Below are 18,141 nucleotides of genomic sequence, written 5' to 3' on the forward strand. Positions count from 1 at the left end.
ACCAGGTTGTGGAATGTCGGGACCAAAGTTGGTTACATCGCTCCGGGAGCAACGTCATCAACTCTGTCAGGAGAGGAAGGCCGTGAGGGCTCGCGCGAGGTGGGTCGGGTCGTCGCTGCCGCAGAGCTCACGGGCGGAGTGCATCGAGAGTTGGGGGACGCCGACGTCGACGGTGGCGATGCCGAGTTGCGTCGACGTGATGGGGCCGATGGTGGAGCCACACGGCATGTTGTTGCGTGACACGAACACCTGCCAGGGCACGCCTGCGTCGTCGCACGCCTGTTGGAACAGGGCGGCGGTCTCGGCGTTGGTGGCGTAGCGCTGGTTGGCGTTGACCTTGAGCGCCGGGCCGGCGTTGATCATCGGGAGGTGGCCGGGTTCGTGCCGGTCGACGTAGTTGGGGTGTACCGCATGAGCGTTGTCGGCCGAGACGCACGCCGACGCAGCGAGGGCACGGTGGTAGTCGCTGCGGTCGCCGCCGAGTGCGGTGACCAGTCGTTCGAGCACGACGGCGAGAAACGGTCCCTGGGCGCCGGTGGCCGATGACGAGCCGACCTCTTCGTGGTCGTTGAACACGGCGACGGCGATGTGCTCGGTCGGATCGGCGTCGCCGAGCGCCCGAGTCGCCGACCAGCACGACAGGAGGTTGTCGAGGCGGCCGGAGGCGAGCATCGATCGGTCGGCGCCGATGAGTGCAGCGCCTTGCACGTCGTACAGGCACAGTTCCCACCACGCTGGAGCGGTGTCGAGTTCGGCCCGTGCGCCGATCCAGTCGCCGAAGATTCCGCTGCCGCCGCTGGTGATGTCGCTGCCCACACCCCAGACCGGAGTGAGGTGCATCTGCGGATCGAGCTTGAGCCCGTCGGTGTTGACGCCGCGATCGAGATGGACGGCGAGCTGCGGAACGCGAGCGATGGGTTCGTCGACCTGGACGAGCGTGACCGTACCGTCGGCTGCGACCACACGTCCGGCCACGCCGAGGTCGCGGTCGAGCCACGTGTTGTTGAGGATGCCGCCGTACACCTCGACGGCGAGTTGCTTCCAGCCGAGCATGTTCACGTCGGGGTTCGGCTTGACCCGCAGGCACGGCGAATCGGTGTGTGCACCGGCGATCCGGAACCCGCTGGTGGGCGACGCTTCGGCGGGGAGACGCCACGCGATGATGGCGCCGCCGCGAACGACGTAGCCGGCGGCCGGGATGTTGGCCCAGTCGTCGTGTTCGTCGAGTCGTTCGAACCCGGCGAGTCGGTCGACGGTCGATTCGACCGCGTGCCACGGCGACGGTGAAGCGTCGAGGTAGGCGATGAGGTCGTCGATCGAGTCGTCGGTGTGTGTCATGGTCAGCCTTGGAACATCCCGATGGGGAGTCCGGTCCCACGGAGATGACTGGTCTCGTTGATGGTCACGATCGATCGTTCGCCGGTGGACGCCGCGGCGATGCGGTGGATCGACGTGTAGTTGGGGTAGAAGAATCCTCGTCGGTCGGTGCCCAGTCCGAGCACTTCGCTCAGGTAGGCGTTGATGACGCCACCATGGCACACGATGGCGACGCGTTGCCCGCGGTGCTCGTTGACGATGCGTTCGATCGCTCCGACGGTGCGGCCGTGGAAGTCGTCGTGGCTCTCACCACCCGGGTCCCAGGTGCCGTCGAGCATCTGTTGCCACCGTGGGTCGTTGGCGGCTTTGAGCTCTTCGACGGGTACGTATTCGGGGCTGTCCTTGTCGTACTCGGCGACGTCCGGCTCGATCAGGAGATCTACGTTACGATCGCGCACGACGGGCATCGCGGTCTGCTGTGCTCGTTGCAACGAGCTGGCGTAGACGGCATCGAGGTGCTCGTCGGCCAGGTAGACCCCGAGGTGCTCGGCCTGTGTGAGGCCGTGCTCCGACAGTTCGGGGTCGGCGATTCCCTCCTTCAGTTCTTTTCTCACGGGAAGGGCATGGCGGATCAGTAACAGTTCCATCGAACGATAGACAAGCAGATATGACGACGAGAACGAAGATCAGAGCGACGATCGGTTCGAGAACCCTTCGCGCCGACGGCGGTCGGTCGTGAGGCGGCGGACGAAGATCATCGCCACGATCGGCCCGGCGAGCAACTCGCCGGAGGCGCTCCGGTCGTTGATCTCGGCCGGTGTCGACGTGGTCCGGCTCAATCTGAGTCACGGAGACGTCGAGGACCACGTGGCGTTGGTGTCGCTGGTTCGTGAGGCTGCAGCGGCGGTCGGTCGGCCGACGGCGATCCTCGCCGACCTCCCGGGTCCGAAGGTGCGCAGCGGTCGTTTCCCCGAGGGCGGCGTCATGCTCGAGATCGGGAGTCGGTTGCGGCTGGTTCCGGGCAGTGAGCCGAGCACGGCCGAGTGCATCAACGTCGAGTACGAGACACTGCTCGATGACGTGAAGCCCGGCTCGATGGTGCAGCTCGGTGACGGCGCGATCTCGATGAAGGTCATCGAGGTCACCGACACCGCCGCCATCGCCGAGGTGATGACGGGCGCACGTGCGAGCGGGTCGCCAGGTGTGCACCTGCCGTCGGAGTCGCTGCGCGTCTCGACCCCGACCGAGGAAGACCTCGTGTTGGCCGAGACGATGGCGCAGGCCGGCGTCGAGTTCATGGCCGTGTCGTTCGTCGCCGCGGCGATCGATGTCGAGAAGGTCCGTGCCGTCGTCGGCGATCGAGCGCAGCTCGTGTCGAAGATCGAGACCTCCACGGCGGTCGCCCGTCTCGACGAGATCATCGCCGTGTCCGACGCGGTGATGGTGGCGCGTGGAGACCTCGGCATCGACTGCCCGCTCGACGAGGTCCCGCATCTGCAGAAGAAGATCATCCGTACGTGTGTCGAGGCAGGTGTGCCGGTGATCACGGCGACGCAGATGCTCGAGTCGATGATCACCGCACCCACGCCCACACGCGCCGAGGTCAGCGACGTGGCCAACGCGGTGTTCGACGGAACCGACGCGGTGATGCTGTCGGGCGAGACGGCGATCGGCCGCGACCCGGTCGGTGTCGTCACGACCATGGCGCTCGTCGCGGCGCGCGCCGAGTGCGAGTCCAGCTACCGGAAGTGGGCCAACCGCCTCGGCCGGATGCAGCGCGAGCACGAGGTCGGCTCCGACGATGCTCACCAGCAGATCACGATGGCGCTGTCGCATGCGGCGTCGCAAGCAGCGATGGACTGCGACGCGGCGGCCATCCTGTGCTGCACGCAGAGCGGCCGCACGGCGCGGGCCATGGCCCGCTTCCGCCCCGACGCGTTGATGGTGGGTCTGTCACCCGACCCGAAGATGGTGCGCACGATGTCGCTCACCTGGGGGATCGAGCCCGTCGAGGTCGAGACCTACGAGTCGACCGACGAGATGGTCTGGTTCGCCGTCGAGAAGGCGTTGTTCCGCAAGCTGATCGACCACGGCGACACCGTGCTCGTGCTCGCCGGTGCGGCCAACGGAGATCGGGAGCTGAGCCGATCGACGTCGGCGGCGACCGACGTGTTGCGGTTGGTCAAGGTCGACTGAACCGGCTGCGGCTGGCGGTGAAGGCGATCGCCGAGAGCGTCGCTGCACCGATCGACAGGGTGAGTGTTCCGCTCACGCCGTGGATCCCGTAGAGCCATCCACCGACGATGGTGGCGGTGCCGCGTGCGACGGTGCCGATGCCGTTCGACAGGGCGAGCGTGGTGCCTCGCGCCGACGGCATCGCTTCGCTGACGAGCGAGAACGACGTGACGATCGCGAACTCGAACCCGCACAGGAACAGCAGGATGCCCACCACGCCGATCCACAGGGTCGAGTCGGCCAACAGCATCACGACGGCGCCGACGATCAGCAGCATGAGCGCTGACACCGTGCCGCGGAGTTTGCCGATCCGGTCGGCGAACGCGGCCGACGACAGGCTCGACAGGAGTTCGACGGCGCCGAAACCCATGGCGACCGCGCCGAGCCCTCCGGTGGGCACGCCGAACGCATCGTCGAGCCAACTGCCGGAGATGGCGAAGACCGACAGTCCGGCCATCGCCACGAATGCGGCGCCGGCGATCGTGAGCCAGGCGCGTCCGGTGACCGCGCTGATCTTGCCGGGTGGCGGCACGATCGACGGTGCCTCGTCGGCGCCGGCGTCAGGCCGTGGCGGCCGCGTGATCGCCGCCGAGCGGGCGACCACGATCGTGACGATCGCAGCGACCACGGCGATCGTGACGTAGGGGCCTCGCCACCCGAAGATCGAGATCAGCACGGCGATGATCGGTGCCCCGATCAGCAGCGCGAGCGCCCACGAGGTCTCGTAGACGCCGATCGTGCGGGCGCGTCGCTCGTACGGGACCCGGCTGCTGATGAACGAGTGTCCGGCGACGGTGATGTTGGCCACGCCCATGATCACCAGCACCGATCCGATCGCGAACGTGAACGTGGTGCCGACGAGCGCGACCAGCGACGCCACGATCACAGCGACCAGGCCGGCGAGCAGGACGATGCGCTCGCGACCGCGGTCGAGGTGTCGGCCGACGGCGACCGTCGAGAGTCCGGCGATCTCGCTGGCGCCGAGAATCGTCGTCAACTGGGTCGTCGAGGCCCCGAAGGCCTTCTCGAGGGTGGGGAGAAACGGAGGGACCCAGCGCAGCGCCGTGTTGGCGATCCACTTGCCGAGGGTCAGCTTCGGCAGTGCGGCGGCAGCGAGCGCAGCGCTCTCGTCAGCGGTGGCGGTCACCCGGCGTCGTCAGCGGGGGAATCGTCGGAGCGCGGGTCGCTGATGGTGATCGTCGCCCCGAAGAACGAGCAGTCGGTGTCGATGAACGTGACGCTGGTGCCTTCACGCTCGTAGGCGTCCTTGACCTTGTCGGCGCAGTCCTGCAGCGACGCTCGCTGGCTCCACACGGCGAATGCCAGCACGGCGAGCACCAGCGCGGTGGCGACCTTCTGGATGATCGTCTTCATGATCCAGGCGGCGAGTACCGAGCCGATCGCGAACACGACCGCCACGGCGATCGCGAGGTTCTTGGCAGCGTCGAGCGTCAGAGCGAGCACACGCTGCATCGTAGAGGGACGGCCGCGCCGCACCAGCGATCATCCCCGACGCACCCCACACCGCAGCACGCAGTGTTTTGCCCCGCAGATCCGTCATTCGTGACGGATTGGCGGGGCAAAGCCGGCCGCGCCAGGTTCTGCCCCGCAGATCGGTCATCCGTGACGGATTGCGGGGGCAAAACGGGGTGGTGGTGCGGACCTCGGCGGGGGTGCGTCGGGTCGCGGCAGTACGATCGGCGCGGTGAGCGACCAGCCGATCCAGTTCTCCAGCGGAATCCCGACGACGGTGATCCCGGCGCCCGATGCCGACGACGCCGCCCGGTTGGAGGCCGCACTCGCCCGACCCGAGTCCGAGCGGCGTGCTGCCGTCGCCGAGGTGGTGGCGGCCTCGCCACGTTTTCTCGCAGCGTGGGCCGAGCTCGGTGACCTGGGGCGAGACACGATCGAGCGCTACGCCGCGTATCGAGTCGGCTATCACCGCGGCCTCGACACCCTCCGGGCCAGCGGTTGGCGCGGCTCCGGTTACGTCCGCTGGGCCGAGCCGACCAATCACGGCTTCCTCCGCTCGCTGCGGGGTCTCGGCGAGATGGCTGCGGTCATCGGCGAGACCGACGAAGCCGAGCGATGCGCCCAGTTCCTGATGCAGCTCGACCCGTCCGGCATCCCGAGCTGACGACGGTGCGCGTCGCCGGGGTGATGCTCGCAGGCGGCAAGAGTTCGCGCATGGGGCGCACGAAAGCGCTCGTCGAGATCGACGGGCGACCGATGGGTCGTCGCGTCCTCGATGCGCTGCGCTCGACCGGCTGTGATCCGGTGTTCGCGTACGGCGGAGACGCCGACGAGCTCGCGCCGCTCGGCGTGCGTGTCGAACCCGATCGTCATCCCGGCGAGGGGCCGGTCGGTGCCGTTGCCGGTCTGCTCGGCCTGATCTCCGAGCGCGACGCCCAGCGAGCACACGACGAGACGCCGGTCGACGGAGCCGTGGTGGTGGCATGCGATCTGCCCGACCTCGACGACACGGTCGTGCGAGCGCTGATCGATGCTGCGCAGCGACAGCCGGGTGCCGTGGCGGTCGCCCGAACCGAACGCATCGAACCATTGTGTGCCTACTGGCCCATCGGTGTCGGCGCCCAGGTCGCCAGTGCGTTCGATGCCGGTACCCGCGCCGCGCACCGTCTGCTCGACGACCTGCACGTCGTGGTCGTCGACGTGGCCCCCGGCGCGTTGCGCAACGTCAACGCGCCCAGCGACCTCGACTGACGTCGATGACCGCATCGTGCCGGACGCGTGACCTGCCAGTAGTGTCGGCCGCCGTGGCAATCGAAGAAATCTCCGTGGCGGACCTCAAAGCACTCGGTCCGTCGGTCCGACTGATCGACGTCCGAGAGGACCATGAGTGGGCCGAGGCCAGGGTGCCGTATGCGTCGCACGTGGCGCTGGGCACCGTCCCCGATCACCTCGACCAGTTCGACGGCTCACCCACGTACGTCATCTGCAAGGCAGGTGGCCGCAGTCACCGTGCGTGCGAGTTCGCCGCAGCCAACGGTCACGAGGTCGTCAACGTGGCCGGCGGGATGCTCGCCTGGCACGACGCCGGCTTCGAGATCGTGAGCGACGTCCATGGGTGAACAGGCCCCGCACGAGATCGACTATCGCTGGATCGACGACCAGGACGAGTTCGAGGCGATCATCGACGAGCTCGTCGAGGTGCCTCGCTACGCCCTCGACACCGAGTTCCACCGTGAGCGCACGTACTACCCGAAGCTCGCGCTCGTACAGGTCGCCTGGCAGCGCGCCGACGGTTCGGGCCAGGAGTCGGTGCTGATCGACCCGCTCGCGGTCGATGTCGCCGGGTTCGCCCGGTTGTTCTCGACCGAGGCGTTGTGTGTGATCCATGCGGCGCAGCAAGACCTCGACGTGTTGACCCACGCGGTGGGCTCGGTTCCCGCTCGGATGTTCGACACACAGCTGGCCGGCGGGTTCGTCGGCTACGGCACACCGTCGCTGGTGTCGCTGCTGCAGGGCGAGATCGGCATCACGCCGGCCAAGGGCGACCGATTGACCGACTGGCTCCGTCGCCCGTTGACCGAAGCGCAGAAGCAGTACGCCGCGGCCGACGTCGAGTACCTGCTCGAAGTGCACGATCTGCTGCTGGCCAAGCTCGAGGAGCGCGGCCGCGTCACGTGGGCCGAGGCGGCGTGCGAGGAGCTCCGAACCAAACCGGTCAGCGGTGCAGCTCCCGAAGACGCCTGGCTGAAGCTCAAGGACTCGCGGTCGATGCGGCCCAAGGGCCGTGCGGTCGCTCAGGCCGTCGCCGCGTGGCGCGAACGACGCGCGATGCGAACCGACATTCCGGTGCGGCAGGTGCTGCCCGACTTGGCGATCCTCGGCATCTCGCAGCGTGCGCCGTCGTCGCTCAAGGAGCTGAAGCAGGCGCGCGGTGTCGACGATCGACACACTCGCGGTGGCATCGCCGACGAGATCCTCGAAGCGGTCAAGGCCGGCCGTGAGGCCGAGCCACCCGAGGCGCCTCGGTCATCCGACGATCTCGATCGCAATCTCCGTCCGGCGATCACGCTCATCTCTGCGTGGGTCGGCCAGCTCGCTCGCGACGAGAAGATCGACAACGTTCTGCTCGCCACGCGTGCCGACATCGTGGCGCTGCTGCGTGACGACGACGATGCGCGCCTCGCGTCCGGCTGGCGCGCCGAGATGCTCGGCGACGGCATCAAGCAACTGGTGAGCGGCAAGGCCGGGTTGACGTTCGACCCGGAGGGCCGACTCAAGCTGATGCCGGTCTGACCCGGCCACTCGGCGCAGCGGACGCGGGAAGCGGCAGCGTCAGCGTCAGCGGCTCCGGAGGGTTCGCCGCATGGTGGCCCAGAGCCGGTCGAACACCTCGGTCGCATCGCTCGCTCGACGTCCGTACGAGTGGATCGGGCGTCGTTCGCCGACGGCCTGGTTGAACACGACCCGCTGTGGGATCGGCGGTTGCCAGATCGCTGATTTGCCGACGATGCGGCCGAGTTCGTCGATCCGCCGTTCGGCTTCGTTCGACACCGCCGGGACTCGGTTGAGCACGACTCCCGACAGCTCGAGGTCGGGGTTGTGGAGGTCCCAGACCGAGTCGATGACGTCGGCGACGCCGCCGATGCCTCGCAAGCCGAGTGCCGACGGTTCGACCACGATCAGCGCATGGCGGGCGGCGGCGAGCGCATTGGTCGTGAGGTTGCCGAGTGATGGAGGGCAGTCGATGAGGATCGCTTCGTACTCGTCGAGCGCTGCGGCCGACTTGGCCAGGACCTTGGCCAAGCGGGTCGCGGTGCCGTCTTCGAGTTGTTGTTGATCGGGCCGCGCCGGGACGACGTCGATCAGGTCACTCCATTCCGACACGACGATGGCGTCGAGGAGTGCGCCCGATTTGGGTTTGGCGGCGAGCACATCGCCGACGGAGACGACTGCGGTCTCGGGATCGACGCCGAGGACCCAACTGCTCGAGCCCTGCGGGTCGAGATCGATGACGAGGACACGGCGTCCTGCGGACATCGCCGCTGACGCCAGACCGAGTGTGACCGTTGTCTTGCCGACGCCGCCCTTCTGGTTCAGGACGGCAACTGTGCGGTCGGTCATGGCGTGGTTTCTTCCCTCGGGCGTGGTCGGGAGCGCACCGGATCGGCCCTGTTGTCAGGGCTGATGCGCTCGGTTGCACTCATCGTGACACACCCGGCGGTCGAGGTGAACAGCGATGTGGTGACGTGTTGATGCTCCGATGGTTTTTCGGATCATTGTTCGGGCGCGGACCGCGAAGTACCAGCTTGAAGCGCTACGATGTAGCTCAATGTAAGCTTTTCTAGAGTCATGGGAGCCCTGTCGTGAAGAAGGGTCGGCATCGCCGTTTCGAAGAGGCGAGAAAACTCAAGCAATCCGGCCCGGGAGCCTTTGATCTCGGGTTTGGCGATCGCGAATACGCGTCCGATGACGACGACGATGACGGCGACGACGAGTACGCCGCACTGGCGGAGAAGTACGGCGTCACGTTCGACGACGACGAAGAAGACGAACTCGTCGACTGACCGATACATCGACGGTCGGCAGATCTCCCGTCGCCGACGTGAAAGCCATCATCACTGCACGTGAACCGCTGCTTTGTGCTGCACCTGGTTATTCCCATCCCGGATGGAAATAACCAGGTCGCCCAAGGAGCAAGCAGGCAGTAGCGCGTCAGATCCGTCTGCGATGTAGCTGCGACTCACGCCGAGCGTCAGGTGCCGTTGGGATGTCACCGCGACTCAGGTCGCGCGCTCGGTGCCTTCGGCGTCCGCGACGTGGGATCTACGAACAGCCGACGTTTCGGTCGCGCGCCGGGTGCCGTTGGGATGTCACCGCGACTCAGGTCGCGCGTCAGGTGCCTTCTGCGTCCGCGACGTGGGATCTACCAACAGTCGACGTTTCGGTCGCGCGCCGGGTGCCGTTGGGATGGCACCGCGACTCAGGTCGCGCGTCGGGTGCCTTCGGCGTCCGCGACGTGCGATCTACCAACAGTCGATTTCACAGCCGGGTGGGGGAGTGGGACCCATTCGGTGCGGGCGAGTTGGGCGGCCATGGTGGCGTAGATGCCGGCGCCGACGAGTTCGATGATGTCGTCTTTGGCGCTGATGTAGAGCGGTTCCTTGCCGATGAAGGCGTCGGGTTCTTCGGTGCACCACCAGCCGAAGTCGTCGCCGCCTTCGCCCCAGTCGCGTCGTTTCCATTCGCGGAGGCGTGAGGTGACGTGGCCGGATTCGTCTTCGGAGTGTTCGAGCCGCAGCGGTACTTGCCAGCAGACCTGGGGTTTCCAGTCGAGGGGCCGTTCGCCGGCGTCGACGGCGGCGATGTGGAGCGCGCAGCCGACGCCGCCGTCGAATCCGGGGCGGTTGAGGAAGATGCAGGCGTCGTCGACGAGGCGGGTCGCGATGGTCGGTTCGCCGTCGCTGTCGAGGTCACCTTGTTTGGTGAACCCCTTCTTCGCCATCTTCGAGAAGAACTGCATGTGTTCGGGGCGAACCCGCTCGGCGTGGGCCTCGACGTTCTTGAGGTCGTCGGCGTCGACGAAGTGTGCGCCGTAGCTGCAGCAACCCTGTTGGAGTTCGGGTGCCGGTTCGTCGAGGATGCCTTTGCAGCCGCATCCGTAGATGCACATGTAGTTCGAGCGGAGGTAGGTGGCGTCGAACACCCAGGTGCGGTGCTCGTCGGGGTCCTCGAACGAGATCCACTCGTGCAGATCGTCGGGGGGTGGTGGGGCGCTCACGATGCGGCAACCTAGCGCTCAGCGGGCGACCGGCGTCGGTAGGCTCCCAAGCCGTATGACGAGTGGGACGAATGCCAGCACCTCCGGGTCGATGACCGCGGATCAACTCCGTGATTCGTTCACCGGTTTCTTCGCCGAGCGCGGCCACACGGTGGTGCCGTCGGCGAGCCTCATTCCGCACGACCCGACGGTGATGTTCAACGTGGCGGGCATGGTGCCGTTCAAGTCGTATTTCGTGGGTGACGAGCAGGCCCCGTACGACCGTGCGGTGAGCTCGCAGAAGTGTGCGCGTGCGGGTGGCAAGCACAACGACCTCGACGATGTGGGGCGTACGAAGCGGCATCTGGTGTTCTTCGAGATGCTCGGCAACTTCAGCTTTGGTGACTACTTCAAGACCGACGCGATCCCGTGGTCGTGGGAGTTGATGACCTCCGATCCGAGCCAGGGCGGCTGGGGTTTCGACGGCGATCAGTTGTGGGTCACGGTGCACGAGACCGATGACGAGGCCGAGCAGATCTGGCACGAGCAGGTCGGTGTGCCGATGGAGCGCATCCAGCGCTTGGGCGACAAGGACAACTACTGGCAGATGGGCGACACGGGGCCGTGTGGTCCGTGTAGCGAGATCCACATCGACCGCGGTGCGGCGTTCGGTCCCGATGGTGGGCCGCTCAACGATCCGGCCGGCGATCGGTTCATGGAGATCTGGAACCTGGTCTTCATGCAGTTCAACCAGGCGAGTGACGGGACGCGGACTCCGCTGCCGACACCGTCGATCGACACGGGTGCGGGCCTCGAACGCATTCTGACGTTGAAGCAGGGTGTCGATTCGGTTTGGGAGACCGACTTGATGCAGCCGATGATCGACGTCGCTCAGTCGCTCACGGGCAAGCGGTATCTCGTCGGCGACTACGACGACCGTGACAGCTTCGGCTTGCGTGTGCTGGCCGAGCACGCCCGTTCGGGGGCGATGTTGGTGAACGACGGGGTGTTCCCGTCGAACGAGGCGCGTGGCTACGTGCTTCGTCGCATCATCCGTCGGGCGGTGCGGTTCGCGTATCTGCTCGGCACCGACAAGCTGGTGATGCCGACGTTGACCGAGACGGCGATCGGTGTGATGGCCAACGCCTACCCCGATCTTCGCAAGAACCAGGACTTCATCGTCAACGTGATCGCGAACGAGGAGGAGCGGTTCCGTCACACGTTGAAGAACGGCTTGTCGATCCTCGACGGGGAGCTCTCCGACGGCGACGGCGGTGACAAGAAGGAGCTGTCGGGGTCGACGGCGTTCTTGCTGCACGACACCTACGGCTTCCCGCTGGAGCTCACGCAGGAGATCGCAAGCGAGCGCTCGGTCGAGGTCGACCTCGAGGGTTTCCGTTCGGAGATGACGGCGCAGCGTGAACGGGCGAAGGCTTCGGCGAAGGGCGCGGTCGACGATGCCACCCTCGGTGGCTACCGCGAGATCGTCGAGCAGTTCGGCGTGACCGATTTCGTCGGCTACACCGACGACGAGTCCGAGAGCCGCGTGCTCGCGGTGATCGACGGCCCCGATGCCGACGACGGGTCGGCGACGGTCGAGATCTTCCTCGATCGCACGCCGTTCTATGCCGAGTCGGGTGGTCAAGTGGGCGACACCGGCACCATCGTGACCGAGACCGGGCGGGCCGAGGTGCTCGACACGACGTTCGCGCTCCCGCAGTTGCGTCGTCACACCGCTCGCGTGGTCGAGGGCACGGTCACTGCCGGGCAGACGGCGACGGCCACGATCGACATCGACCGGCGCAATCAGATCCGTCGCAACCACACGGGCACCCACCTGTTGCACCATGCGTTGCGTGTGGTGCTCGGCGACCACGTCAAGCAGGCCGGCTCGCACGTCGGGCCCGACCGGCTGCGGTTCGACTTCTCGCACTACGACGCGGTCACCCCCGAACAGATCGCCGAGATCGAGAAGATCGCGAACACCGAGACGCTCACCAACGAGCCGACGCGGGCGTTCGAGACCACGAAGGACGAAGCCGAGGCGCTGGGCGCCATCGCGTTCTTCGGCGACAAGTACGGCGACATCGTGCGCGTGCTCGAAGCGGGCTCGACCGTCGAGTTGTGTGGCGGTACGCACGTCAAGGCGACGGGCGACATCGGCACGGTGAAGGTCGTCAGCGAGTCGTCGATCGGCTCGAACCTGCGCCGTATCGAAGCGGTCACGGGCGAGGCGAGCGTGGCACTGCTGCAGCACGACGAGGCGCTCATCGCCGACGTCGCCGGCCTCGTCGGCACCGGTGCCGACGACGTGTTGGGCGGCGTGCAGCGCAAGCTCGACGAGATCAAGTCGCTCAACGACGAGATCAAGTCGTTGCGCAGCCAGATCGCGATGGGCCGGGCCACCGAGATCGCTGCGATCGCCAACGACGGCGTCGTGGTGACGCGCGTCGACGGACTCGCACCCGGTGACCTCCGTGAGCTCGCGATCGCCGTGCGGCAACAGCCCAACGTCGACCTGGTGGTCCTCATCGGCGAGACCTCGACCGGTGGCGTGACGCTGGTCGCCGCGGTGCCGCCGAACAGCGACAAGCCGGCCTCGGCCCTGCTCAAAGACGCCGCGAAGGCGGTCGGCGGCGGTGGCGGCGGCAAGGGCGACATCGCCACGGCCGGCGGCAAGAATCCCGACGGCATCACCGAAGCGCTCGGTCTGGCCGCTGCGGCCATCCCGGCGTTCCTCGGAGAGTGAGCCATGGGGGCTGACCCGACGCGTGTGCCCGGTGTGCGTGCGCTCGGCGTCGACCTCGGCTCGAAACGCATCGGCATCGCCGTGTCCGACCTGTCGGGCACCATCGGCTCGGCGCTCACCACCGTCCATCGCTCGAGATCGCGTCGGCACGATCACGCCGAGATCGCCAAGCTCGTCCGCGACGAAGAGTGCGAGGTCGTCGTCGTGGGACTTCCGCTGTCGCTCGACGGGTCGCACAGCCACGCGGCGAAGGCTGCCACCAAGGAGGCACGCCAGTTGGCTAGCGTCGTCGGGGTGCCGGTCGAGATGTATGACGAACGCTTCACCACCGTCACCGCCGAACGCGGGATGATGGAAGCCGGACTCGACGCGAAGCAGCGCCGCAAGGTGGTCGACAAGGTGGCGGCTGCGGTGATGTTGCAGGCGTGGCTCGAGCATCGGCGCAACACGTGGCCCGGCGACGCATCGCAACGGGTGGTACCGCTGTGACCACCAAGCTCGATCCGCTGTTGCCCGAGGCCGAGGTCGACCCCGACGCGCGCCCGGCGCTCGACTGGCCCACCGATCCGTGGGACGACGCCGATCGCACCGGCACGGTCGAACGCCTCCGCCGTCAGACCCGGTCGGTCAAGTGGATCGTGTACACGATGATGTGTCTCACGATCGTGGCCATCCTGATCGCCGGCGCGGTGGGTTGGTGGTACGTCCAGAAGATCAACCCCGAAGGCGCTCCCGGTGAGCAGATCAGCTTCACCGTCAACGAGACCGACGATCTCGAATCGATCGCGCAGCGTCTCGAAGACGAGGGCCTGGTGTCGGACGCCGGTGTGTTCGAGTGGTACGTCGACCGCAACGGCGGCATCGAGCTGACGCCCGGCTACTACCAGATCCGACCCAACGACCACATGGGCAACGTGATGGGTGTGTTCAGCACGCCACCGGGTCAGACCTACTCCCGGGTGACCTTCCCCGAAGGCTTCACGGTCGATCGCATCGCCCTGCGTCTCGAATCGTCCGTCGAGCGACTCACCGCCGACGACTTCATGGAGGCTGCGAGCGACCCGACGCTCACGTCGATCTGGAGTCCGCCGGGCAACACCTCGCTCGAAGGCTTGCTGTTCCCCGACACGTATCAGGTGTCGAACGCCGAGTCGGAAGCGCAGGTCATCGAGCGGATGATCGGCCTGATGGAGCGCGTCGGCAACCAGGAGGAGATCGTCTCCAAGGGCGCGGCGCTCGGCCGGACCCCGTACGAGATCCTGATCATCGCGTCGATGATCGAGAAGGAAGCCAAGACCGAGGGCGACCGCCCCAAGATCTCGAGGGTCATCCACAACCGTCTGGCCGTCACCGCGAACAACCCCGACAACCCGTTCCCGCTCGCGATCGATGCGGCGGTGCTGTACGGCCGGACGCAACTCGGTCTCGACACCGACATGCCGTTCCGGGAGCTGCGCCAGATCGAGTCGCCGTGGAACACCTACCTGCTCCCCGGCTTGCCGGCCACTCCGATCGCCAGCCCGGGTCGTGCCTCGATCCGGGCCGCGCTCAACCCGGCCCCGAACCCGCCGCCGGGTGACCCGATCTGTGAAGTGCTGCCCGAAGACCAGCGGGCCGACAACTGCTTCTACTTCTACTACGTGCTCGCCGACGAAGACGGCAACCATGCGTTCGCCGTCACGGGTGAGCAGCACAACGCCAACGTCGCGCAGGCTGCTGCCGACGGTCTGCTCGAGTGAGCTCCGACGTTCGGCCCGAGGCCGGCAAGCTCGCGGCGGTCATCGGCTCGCCGGTGGCCCACAGCCTGTCGCCCGCCATCCATCGCGCCGCGTTCGAGGCCGCTGGGGTCGACTGGTCGTACGTGGCGTTCGACGTCGCCGAGGGTCGTGCCGATGAGGCGATCGCGGCGATGCGACTGCTGGGTATCGCCGGGTTGTCGGTCACGATGCCGCACAAGGAGGCGATCGCTCGCCTCGTCGACCGACTCGACCCGGCCGCGCAGGCGCTCGGATCGGTCAACACCGTGAGCTGGGACGACGGCCGGCTCGTCGGTTCCAGTACCGACGGTGCCGGTTTCGTCGCCTCGTTGGCCGACGCCGGCGTGGCCGTCGACGGTGCACGCGTCGCGATCATCGGTGCCGGCGGTGCGGCACGTTCGGTGATCGACGCGCTGGCCCGAGCGGGCTCGCCCGACATCACGGTGCTCAACCGTTCGGCCGATCGGGCCGAAGCCGCGGCGGCGCTCGCGTCGGCAGCATCGGTGGGCATCGTGAGCGACATCACGCGAGCCGACATCGTCGTCAACGCGACGAGCGTCGGGATGGGCGTCGAACCCAGCGCTGCCACCGATGGCGACCTGCCGTGCGACCCGACGCTGCTCCACGACGGGCAGGTCGTCGCCGATCTCGTGTATCACCCACTCGAAACCGCATGGATGGCGCGTGCGGCCGATCGTGGTGCGCGCACCGTCGACGGGTTGGGGATGCTGGTGCACCAGGCCGCGCTGCAACAGCGCATCTGGCTCGGCGCCGGCGCCGTGATCGACACGGTGGCGATGCGCGCTGCGGCCGAACGCTCGCTCGCGTCTCGGTGAGGCCGAGCGTCAGCCGCCCGTCAGCGCTGTGCGGTCAGCGGCGCCAGAAGTAGGCGTCGCGGCTGTTGCACTCGATCGCCTGCTGGCTCGGCGTGTTCGAGTAGCCCTGGCGATGTCGCGACCAGAGGTGTCCGACACGACGTGCGGACCGGTTGCGTTCTTTGGCCGGTGAGGTGATTCCCATTGTCATGCTCCCATTCGTGTCGGTGATCGTCAGTTGCTCGCGAGTTGTGTGCGAGTTGCTTGCCGAGTTGCTTGTCTGCCGAGAAGCGTAGAGTGGACGACGTGCAGCGAGGTACGCATTCTCTGACATCAGACATTCGGAATCCGGATGGCTGAGTTCGAGCAACTGTTGCCGCCGCTGGCCACGCTCGTGCCGTTCGAGGCCGCGTATCGGCTCGGCAGCTTCACCCGGGCGGCGCGCGAGCTGCACCAGTCGCAGGCCACGGTCAGCCGGCGGGTGCGCGAGCTCGAGCAGAACCTGGGCGTCGAGCTGTTCAAGCGGCAGCGCTACGACGTGAGCCCGACCGCCGACGGGGAGTTGCTGGCGGCGTCGGTGCGGTTGTCGCTCAGCGAACTCTCGGCCACCGCCGACCTGATTCGCCGACGGGCGCTGGGCAACGACTCGATCACGCTCCTCACGAGCCTGTCGTTGGCCACGGCCACGGTCGCTCCGGTGCTGGGGGAGTTCCAGCGCACCCATCCCGACGTCAACATCCGCGTGCTCGCGTCCGACGACCTCGTGGCGTCGACCGACGAGGACTTCGATCTCGCACTGGGCTACGGCCCCAACGAGTCGCCGCAGTTCACGGTCGAGTTCATCGCCGAGGAGGCGGTGTTCCCCGTGTGCTCGCCCACGTTCGCGGCACGGCTCCCGTCGCCGATCACGCCCGACGACCTCGCCGTCTTGCCGCTGTTGCACGTCGACTACGTCGATCCGGGTTGGACCACGTGGCAGGACGTGTTGGCCACCAGCCTCGTCGGCGAGGTGGGTCGGGTGAAGTCGGTGGTCTTCACCTCGTATCAGGTGTGTCTTGACGTGGCCGAACGCGACGGTGGCATCGCGCTGGGCTGGGAACGCTCGGTGCGGTCACGACTCGACGCGGGGACGCTGGTTCGCGTTCCCGACATCACCATTCCGCACGCCGGGCGCATCAACGCGTACTTCCCGAAGCGGACGGCGCAGAACCCGCACGCCGCCGAGTTCGTCGCGCTGCTGAAGCAGGTGCTCGCCGACGACGAAGCGAGCACCTCCGACCTGCTGCCGTCGAACTGACGGCGCGTCGATCCGACCGGCGAGCTGCCGGGCAACGAAGCCGGTCGCCAGATTTGGTCCGGCGGTAGGCTGCGCTGATGCTCAGGTATCTCACAGCGGGGGAGTCACACGGTCAGGGCTTGGTGGTCGTGATCGAAGGCCTTCCGGCCGGTCTCGAGATCACCGTCGAGCAGATCCAGGCCGAGATGGGTCGCCGCCGACTCGGTTTCGGCCGTGGGCCGCGCCAGCGGTTCGAAGTCGACGAGCTCACGCTGATCGGTGGAGTGCGGCACGGTCGCACCCTCGGCTCGCCGCTCGCCATCGAGATCAAGAACACCGAGTGGTTCCGCAGCGACAAGTGGCACGAGGAGATGGATCCGGCCCCGGGCGAGACGAAGGCGCCGCTCACCCAGGTGCGGCCCGGTCACGCCGACCTCGCCGGCATGCAGAAGTACGGGTTCACCGACGCCCGTGACGTGCTCGAACGAGCGAGCGCTCGCGAAACAGCCGCTCGCGTCGCCGCGGGTACGGTCGCCAAGGCGCTGCTCCGGCCGCTCGGCGTCGAGATCCTCTCGCACGTCATCCAGATGGGCAGTGTGCGGGTCCCCGACGGGGCGCCACGCCCCACGCCCGAACAGATCGACCGGGTCGACGAGAGCCAGGTGCGCTGCTTCGACCTCGAAGCCACCGACGACATGATCGCCGAGATCAAGGCGTGCGCCAAAGAGGGCGACTCGCTCGGCGGCGTCGTCGAAGTGCTCGGCTTCGGGCTGCCGGTCGGACTCGGCAGCCACGTGCACTGGGACCGCAAACTCGACGGCATGCTCGCGCAGGCCGTCATGAGCATCCAGGCGGTCAAGGGCGTCGAGATCGGCGACGGTTTCGACGTCGCCGGTCGTCGTGGGAGCCAGGCGCACGACCCCATCTCGTGGGACTCCGATGCACAGAAGTACCGCCGCGAGAGCACGCTCGCAGGTGGCACCGAAGGCGGCATGTCGACGGGTGAACTCCTCGTCGTGCGGGCGGCAATGAAGCCCCTCGCCACGCTCAACAAGCCGACACTCGCCACGGTCGACACGGCCACCAAGGAAGCGGGCGTGTCGTTCAAGGAGCGCACCGACGTCACCGCCGTGCCGGCGATGGGCGTGGTCGCCGAGACCATGGTGGCGCTCGTGCTCGCCGGTGAAGCGCAACGCAAGTTCGGCGGCGACTCGGTCGACGAATTCGTGCGCAACGCCGAAGCGTTCGCGGCGACGCTGTAA

The 18,141-nt window shown here is 67.3% G+C and carries 19 protein-coding genes; 12 read left to right on the forward strand and 7 right to left on the reverse strand.

Annotated elements, in window-relative coordinates; all coding sequences use genetic code 11:
* Nucleotides 1-66 precede the first annotated feature (66 nt).
* Complete coding sequence (locus tag YM304_RS10080; protein ID WP_015441578.1) at nucleotides 67-1,338, reverse strand: M18 family aminopeptidase; 1,272 nt, start codon at nucleotides 1,336-1,338, stop codon at nucleotides 67-69.
* Nucleotides 1,339-1,340: 2 nt separating this feature from the next.
* Nucleotides 1,341-1,964 carry a histidine phosphatase family protein gene (locus YM304_RS10085; protein ID WP_015441579.1) on the reverse strand — a complete coding sequence of 208 codons (624 nt, stop codon included), beginning with the start codon at nucleotides 1,962-1,964 and terminating at the stop codon, nucleotides 1,341-1,343.
* Nucleotides 1,965-2,052: 88 nt separating this feature from the next.
* Between YM304_RS10085 and pyk the strand changes: the two genes are divergently transcribed.
* Entirely contained in the window at nucleotides 2,053-3,513 is a 1,461-nt protein-coding gene (gene pyk / locus YM304_RS10090) for a pyruvate kinase (RefSeq protein WP_015441580.1), read from the forward strand.
* Here the strand turns inward: pyk and YM304_RS10095 are convergent.
* Both YM304_RS10095 and YM304_RS10100 read right to left on the reverse strand, forming a co-directional pair.
* Complete coding sequence (locus YM304_RS10095; protein ID WP_015441581.1) at nucleotides 3,500-4,699, reverse strand: MFS transporter; 1,200 nt, start codon at nucleotides 4,697-4,699, stop codon at nucleotides 3,500-3,502. The two genes, pyk and YM304_RS10095, sit on opposite strands and share 14 nt — an antisense overlap.
* Entirely contained in the window at nucleotides 4,696-5,016 is a 321-nt protein-coding gene (locus tag YM304_RS10100) for a hypothetical protein (RefSeq protein ID WP_154723397.1), read from the reverse strand. Before YM304_RS10100 ends, YM304_RS10095 begins: the two co-directional genes overlap by 4 nt.
* A gap of 241 nt (nucleotides 5,017-5,257) precedes the next feature.
* Here YM304_RS10100 and YM304_RS10105 point away from each other — a divergent pair, with 241 nt between their 5' ends.
* From YM304_RS10105 to YM304_RS10120, 4 genes are read left to right on the forward strand one after another with little or no spacing between them, the layout of a single operon-like run.
* The gene (locus YM304_RS10105; RefSeq protein ID WP_015441583.1) at nucleotides 5,258-5,689 is read left to right on the forward strand and encodes a DUF3151 family protein; all 432 of its coding nucleotides are present in this window, start codon (nucleotides 5,258-5,260) and stop codon (nucleotides 5,687-5,689) included.
* Nucleotides 5,690-5,712: 23 nt separating this feature from the next.
* Entirely contained in the window at nucleotides 5,713-6,276 is a 564-nt protein-coding gene (gene mobA / locus YM304_RS22380; protein WP_269448374.1) for a molybdenum cofactor guanylyltransferase, read from the forward strand.
* A 53-nt stretch (nucleotides 6,277-6,329) separates the two neighbouring features.
* Nucleotides 6,330-6,644, forward strand: coding sequence for a rhodanese-like domain-containing protein (locus YM304_RS10115; RefSeq protein WP_197536951.1), 315 nt, complete (start codon nucleotides 6,330-6,332; stop codon nucleotides 6,642-6,644).
* Nucleotides 6,637-7,818 (forward strand): ribonuclease D, encoded by a 1,182-nt coding sequence (locus YM304_RS10120; protein ID WP_015441586.1) that lies wholly within the window; start codon nucleotides 6,637-6,639, stop codon nucleotides 7,816-7,818. Before YM304_RS10115 ends, YM304_RS10120 begins: the two co-directional genes overlap by 8 nt.
* Nucleotides 7,819-7,863: 45 nt before the next feature.
* Here the strand turns inward: YM304_RS10120 and YM304_RS10125 are convergent, their stop codons facing one another.
* Nucleotides 7,864-8,646, reverse strand: a complete 783-nt coding sequence (locus YM304_RS10125) for a ParA family protein (protein WP_015441587.1) — start codon at nucleotides 8,644-8,646, stop codon at nucleotides 7,864-7,866.
* Nucleotides 8,647-8,888: 242 nt separating this feature from the next.
* On the opposite strand from YM304_RS10125, the gene YM304_RS10130 reads away from it, so the two are divergent.
* Nucleotides 8,889-9,089: a hypothetical protein gene (locus tag YM304_RS10130; protein WP_015441588.1), complete on the forward strand. Its 201-nt coding sequence runs from the start codon at nucleotides 8,889-8,891 to the stop codon at nucleotides 9,087-9,089.
* A 416-nt stretch (nucleotides 9,090-9,505) separates the two neighbouring features.
* On the opposite strand, the gene YM304_RS10135 is transcribed toward YM304_RS10130, so the two are convergent.
* On the reverse strand, nucleotides 9,506-10,303 hold the full coding sequence (locus tag YM304_RS10135; protein ID WP_015441589.1) for a hypothetical protein: 798 nt from the start codon (nucleotides 10,301-10,303) through the stop codon (nucleotides 9,506-9,508).
* Nucleotides 10,304-10,358: 55 nt separating this feature from the next.
* Between YM304_RS10135 and alaS the strand changes: the two genes are divergently transcribed.
* Genes alaS through aroE form a run of 4 tightly spaced genes read left to right on the forward strand, consistent with a single transcriptional unit; the run spans nucleotide 10,359 to nucleotide 15,624 of the window.
* A complete protein-coding gene (gene alaS, locus YM304_RS10140) occupies nucleotides 10,359-13,031 on the forward strand; it encodes an alanine--tRNA ligase (protein ID WP_197536952.1) in 2,673 nt (890 codons plus the stop codon).
* A 3-nt stretch (nucleotides 13,032-13,034) separates the two neighbouring features.
* Nucleotides 13,035-13,520: a Holliday junction resolvase RuvX gene (ruvX, locus tag YM304_RS10145; protein ID WP_015441591.1), complete on the forward strand. Its 486-nt coding sequence runs from the start codon at nucleotides 13,035-13,037 to the stop codon at nucleotides 13,518-13,520.
* Entirely contained in the window at nucleotides 13,517-14,770 is a 1,254-nt protein-coding gene (gene mltG, locus YM304_RS22385; protein ID WP_015441592.1) for an endolytic transglycosylase MltG, read from the forward strand. Before ruvX ends, mltG begins: the two co-directional genes overlap by 4 nt.
* On the forward strand, nucleotides 14,767-15,624 hold the full coding sequence (gene aroE / locus YM304_RS10155; RefSeq protein ID WP_015441593.1) for a shikimate dehydrogenase: 858 nt from the start codon (nucleotides 14,767-14,769) through the stop codon (nucleotides 15,622-15,624). Before mltG ends, aroE begins: the two co-directional genes overlap by 4 nt.
* Before the next feature lie 34 nt (nucleotides 15,625-15,658).
* Here aroE and YM304_RS24715 read toward each other — a convergent pair whose 3' ends face one another.
* Nucleotides 15,659-15,814 (reverse strand): hypothetical protein, encoded by a 156-nt coding sequence (locus YM304_RS24715; RefSeq protein ID WP_154723398.1) that lies wholly within the window; start codon nucleotides 15,812-15,814, stop codon nucleotides 15,659-15,661.
* Between the two features lie 141 nt (nucleotides 15,815-15,955).
* Here YM304_RS24715 and YM304_RS10160 point away from each other — a divergent pair, with 141 nt between their 5' ends.
* Together YM304_RS10160 and aroC are read left to right on the forward strand one after the other, a co-directional pair.
* Nucleotides 15,956-16,900, forward strand: coding sequence for a LysR substrate-binding domain-containing protein (locus YM304_RS10160; RefSeq protein ID WP_015441594.1), 945 nt, complete (start codon nucleotides 15,956-15,958; stop codon nucleotides 16,898-16,900).
* Nucleotides 16,901-16,977: 77 nt separating this feature from the next.
* Nucleotides 16,978-18,141 carry a chorismate synthase gene (gene aroC, locus YM304_RS10165; RefSeq protein ID WP_015441595.1) on the forward strand — a complete coding sequence of 388 codons (1,164 nt, stop codon included), beginning with the start codon at nucleotides 16,978-16,980 and terminating at the stop codon, nucleotides 18,139-18,141.

The organism is Ilumatobacter coccineus YM16-304 (genome assembly GCF_000348785.1).
Lineage (GTDB): Bacteria > Actinomycetota > Acidimicrobiia > Acidimicrobiales > Ilumatobacteraceae > Ilumatobacter_A > Ilumatobacter_A coccineus.

Excerpts from the sequence above, each read along its gene's own strand:
- YM304_RS10120 (WP_015441586.1), top strand. The coding sequence starts at position 6,637 with ATGGGTGAACAGGCCCCGCACGAGATCGACTATCGCTGGATCGACGAC.
- YM304_RS10160 (WP_015441594.1), top strand. The coding sequence starts at position 15,956 with ATGGCTGAGTTCGAGCAACTGTTGCCGCCGCTGGCCACGCTCGTGCCG.
- ruvX (WP_015441591.1), top strand. The coding sequence starts at position 13,035 with ATGGGGGCTGACCCGACGCGTGTGCCCGGTGTGCGTGCGCTCGGCGTC.
- YM304_RS10080 (WP_015441578.1), bottom strand. The coding sequence starts at position 1,338 with ATGACACACACCGACGACTCGATCGACGACCTCATCGCCTACCTCGAC.
- YM304_RS24715 (WP_154723398.1), bottom strand. The coding sequence starts at position 15,814 with ATGACAATGGGAATCACCTCACCGGCCAAAGAACGCAACCGGTCCGCA.
- alaS (WP_197536952.1), top strand. The coding sequence starts at position 10,359 with ATGACGAGTGGGACGAATGCCAGCACCTCCGGGTCGATGACCGCGGAT.
- mobA (WP_269448374.1), top strand. The coding sequence starts at position 5,713 with ATGCTCGCAGGCGGCAAGAGTTCGCGCATGGGGCGCACGAAAGCGCTC.
- aroC (WP_015441595.1), top strand. The coding sequence starts at position 16,978 with ATGCTCAGGTATCTCACAGCGGGGGAGTCACACGGTCAGGGCTTGGTG.
- YM304_RS10125 (WP_015441587.1), bottom strand. The coding sequence starts at position 8,646 with ATGACCGACCGCACAGTTGCCGTCCTGAACCAGAAGGGCGGCGTCGGC.
- YM304_RS10085 (WP_015441579.1), bottom strand. The coding sequence starts at position 1,964 with ATGGAACTGTTACTGATCCGCCATGCCCTTCCCGTGAGAAAAGAACTG.